This window comes from Ancylomarina sp. (genome assembly GCF_041555295.1).
In the GTDB taxonomy this organism is placed as follows: Bacteria; Bacteroidota; Bacteroidia; order Bacteroidales; family Marinifilaceae; genus Ancylomarina.
In genome coordinates this window covers 1-2,807 of sequence record NZ_JBFFKR010000366.1, presented here as the reverse complement: position 1 = coordinate 2,807, position 2,807 = coordinate 1, and the positions used below count along the sequence as shown (strand labels likewise).

The 2,807-nt window shown below is 36.7% G+C and carries 4 protein-coding genes; 3 read left to right on the top strand and 1 reads right to left on the bottom strand.

Going from position 1 to position 2,807, the window contains the following annotated elements; translation table 11 throughout:
* Positions 1–42: 42 nt before the first annotated feature.
* A complete protein-coding gene (locus ABY905_RS16000) occupies positions 43–582 on the bottom strand; it encodes a 2-oxoacid:acceptor oxidoreductase family protein (RefSeq protein WP_372645675.1) in 540 nt (179 codons plus the stop codon).
* Positions 583–791: 209 nt separating this feature from the next.
* Here ABY905_RS16000 and ABY905_RS15995 point away from each other — a divergent pair, with 209 nt between their 5' ends.
* From ABY905_RS15995 to ABY905_RS15985, 3 genes are all read left to right on the top strand, one after another.
* Positions 792–1,250: an Lrp/AsnC family transcriptional regulator gene (locus ABY905_RS15995; protein ID WP_372645674.1), complete on the top strand. Its 459-nt coding sequence runs from the start codon at positions 792–794 to the stop codon at positions 1,248–1,250.
* Positions 1,251–1,277: 27 nt separating this feature from the next.
* The gene (locus ABY905_RS15990; RefSeq protein ID WP_372645676.1) at positions 1,278–1,475 is read left to right on the top strand and encodes a zinc ribbon domain-containing protein; all 198 of its coding nucleotides are present in this window, start codon (positions 1,278–1,280) and stop codon (positions 1,473–1,475) included.
* Positions 1,476–1,714: 239 nt separating this feature from the next.
* The gene (locus tag ABY905_RS15985; protein ID WP_372645672.1) at positions 1,715–2,644 is read left to right on the top strand and encodes a magnesium transporter CorA family protein; all 930 of its coding nucleotides are present in this window, start codon (positions 1,715–1,717) and stop codon (positions 2,642–2,644) included.
* Positions 2,645–2,807 lie beyond the last annotated feature (163 nt).

The window sequence follows — 2,807 nt, the reverse complement described above, 5'->3', positions numbered from 1 at the left end:
TCAATTAGTAATGAATGATTAGTAATTAATAATTACCAATTGTTAATTATTAATTAGTTGGAAGGCACGTTCCACAATCTTAACATTTAATTCAGCCAACTTAGGCTTCATCTCAGTTCTGATACTAGCAAGAGCAGCTTCTAAACTAACTAAACCCGATGCAGCAGCTAAAGCGCCGTACATAGCGGTGTTTGTAATTGGTCGACCCAAAATCTCCATAGCTAAACTTGATGCATCAATACCTACTACTTGAAATCCTTCTAGAGGCTCACGGTATTTTTCAACATTCTCTGTGTTGATAAGAATAGTTGCACCCGGTCTGATTCCTCTTTCGAATCCAGGAGTCACTAAAGTTTCATCCATCACCACAACGTAGTCGCTATTCTGAACTTCACTGCGATCGTGAATTTTTGTATCGTCAATTTTGGTGAAGGCTAGAACTGGAGCTCCTCTACGCTCAGGTCCGAATGATGGAAATGCCAAGGCATGTTTTCCTCCGTGAACACTAGCTGCAATTCCTAAAAGACGAGAAGCGGTAAAACCACCTTGTCCGCCTCTTCCGTGCCATCTAATTTCTTTCATTTGTATTTCGATTTTGTTTGTTGTTTTGATTTTTGTGTTTTTCAACCTATCGTTTAGGTTAAAAACTCTTGTAAATTTACTTTAATGCCTAATTATTTACTAGAATGTGGTTTGAATACAGAAAACTGTTCTAGTGTAGTGTGGGTTTTGAAGAATTAATATCTTTGTAAAGCTTCATTAGGAGCGAATCAATAGAAAAATATTCTTTTATGGAAAATCTCGATCGTACCGATAGAAAGATATTAGAACTCCTTCAGCAGGATTGTCGCATTACTATCAAAGAGTTAGCTGGGAAATTACACTTGAGTAATACCCCTGTTTACGAGCGAGTAAAAAAGCTAGAACGAAGTGGTATTATTAAGAACTATGTTGCTGTTCTCGACCCTGAGCAAATCGACAGAAGCATGGTCGTTTTTATCTCCATATCCTTAACCAAGCACACGCGAGATGTAGTAGAGAAATTTGAATCCGAAGTATTGGCTTTGCCTGAGGTTATGGAATTTTATATCACATCAGGAAATTTTGATGCGATGGTGAAGATTATGGTGAAAGATATGAATGCCTTTCAGCATTTTATTCAAGAGAAACTTTCGAAGTTCGAATACTTAACCCGCTTCAATAGTACCTTTGTGATTTCCTCTTCGGATAAGATTGGCTACGATTTATAATTGGAAATTATGAATTAGAAATTACGAATTACGATTTTCTTTAACCGTAAGAATTGTTCCTATTGTTTTATGAAAGGTAAGTTCTTGAGTCCCGAAATTGATACGGCTGAAAAAATGCAAGTCTTTTGTAAGGTGAAGCTTAAGGAAATAGGTTTTCCCGGTTTTATTGCTGGTTTCTTTACCAAGGGGATTCCTAAGTTAGAGAGATGGAAACATTCCCGATAGCTATCCCTTAGGTTTACTAGCTCAGGTAAGCAGCACCAGACTCCCCAATAAAAATCAGAATTAAAAATAAAAAGATGAGGCTTAGGAACATCGAATTGAATAATTCGATTACTTTTGAGCGCATAAAAAAAACAATTATTGTCATGGACGAAGGCCCGTATCATAGTAGAATAAGTGTATTAACTGATCTGTAAGGGGCAAGTCTTGATTCCCTATAGTTCGTATTATAGGGAAATAAAATGATTAAAATTTTTAAAACATTTGGGGGGTATATTGAAATCCCTAAAGCTGAAAAAGGCTGTTGGATAAACGTTACTCAACCTACTGCCGAAGAAATTCAGCGACTCCACCACGAGTTTCAACTACCTACTGATATTATTCAAGATATTTTAGATACCGACGAACGATCGCGTGTCGAATTCGACGACGATTGGTCTTTGGTGATTATGCGTGTACCGGTTGAAAGCTCGAATAAAGGAACGCCATTTCACACCATCCCTTTGGGTATTTATGTTTCTCCGGATTTCACCTTAACCCTGTGTTTACAGAATAATGAGGTTTTGCCCATTGAACAATCATCACCTTTTAGAGAGCAGTATCGTGGCGTTTCTGATGTGTATAATTTTGTGCTAAGACTCTTTTTGCGTTCAGGTAATATCTACCTGAAATATCTAAAACAAATTAATCAACAAACCGCCCTTATCGAGCAAGATCTTGAGAAGTCGATTAAGAATAGAGAACTAAATAAACTCCTGAAAATGGAGAAGTGTTTGGTGTATTTTATCACTTCGATTAAGGCGAATGAGGTTGTATTGGCTAAGCTTCGAAACTCGAAGAAAATAAGCAGTGAGATCAATCATGATTTACTTGACGATGCCATTATTGAAAATAAACAGGCTTTGGAAATGGCTCAAATTTACTCAGACATACAGAGTGGTATGATGGATGCTTTTGCGTCTGTGATATCGAATAACCTGAATGTGGTGATGAAACAATTGACTCTCATTTCGATTATTCTCATGATTCCAACCCTCATTGCCAGTGTATTTGGCATGAATGTGCCTAATTCATTTGAAAATTCATCTTGGGCAATGCCTACAATTATTGTTAGTTCACTATTTTTATCCATCATCGGTGTTATCGTATTCCGAAAACGACAGTGGATTTAAGCCTTTTCTTATGTAAGGAGTGTGATAAATAATACTCCCTGTAAATAATTCAGGAGAGGAGGGTAATCCAGCTCAGAAAATAAATGTGTAGAAGCTTTCTATTCTACTTCTGTACATATATTTACACACGAGTTTATTTTGTTTATGGATTTTGTTTTGATAG